The 751-nt window shown below is 71.6% G+C and carries 1 protein-coding gene; it reads right to left on the bottom strand.

Annotated features, from left to right (window positions below; genetic code table 11):
- Positions 1 to 724 (bottom strand): acyltransferase domain-containing protein (locus PUR61_RS06780; RefSeq protein WP_329876677.1); only part of this gene is annotated, 724 nt, incomplete at its 3' end.
- Between the last annotated feature and the right edge of the window lie 27 nt (positions 725 to 751).

A 751-nucleotide genomic window follows, 5' to 3' on the forward strand; every position in this document is an offset into this window, starting at 1 on the left:
CCGCCCGCACACCCCAGCGGGTGAGCAGCGCGTGCAACGCCACCTCGACGGCGAACAACGCCGGCTGCGCATACCCCGTCCGGTGGATCAGCTCCTCGTCCGCCAGCACCTCCGCCAACGGCCGGTCCAGATGGGCATCCACGTGCAACGCCACCTGGTCGAACGCGTCCGCAAAGACCGGGAACGCCTCGTACAACTCCCGGCCCATCGACGCACGCTGCGCACCCTGACCCGTGAACAGGAACGCCACCCGCCCGGCACCCGCCGTCCCCCGGAGTGCCGCAGCACCTGCGGCGACTCGGCGCATGCACTCGACGAGGGTCTCCCGGTCACCGGCGAGCACCACCGCCCGGTGCGGCAGTGCCGCACGGCGGATCGAGGCGGCGCCGAGTTCCACCGGGCGAGCGATGTCCACCCCGGCGCTGTCGATCAGCTGTTGAGCCTGAGCACGCAGGGACGCCTCGTCCGTACCGGACAACAGCACCGGAGCCAGCGGCAGTTCCACCGCCGCCACGGCGGCGGATTCGACCGTCGGGGGCTCCTCCACGATCACGTGCGCGTTGGTGCCACTGACGCCGAACGCCGACACACCCGCCCGACGAGGCCGGTCCCCGGGGTTCCAGGACCGCGACTCCGTCAACAGCGACACCGCGCCGGAAGCCCAATCCACGTGTGGGGACTGCTCGTCGGCGTGGAGCGTCGCGGGCAGGGTCTCGTGCCGCATCGCCAGGACCATCTTGATGATGCCGGC

Origin of the sequence: Streptomyces sp. BE20 (assembly GCF_036322525.1) — a bacterium.
GTDB lineage: Bacteria > Actinomycetota > Actinomycetes > Streptomycetales > Streptomycetaceae > Kitasatospora.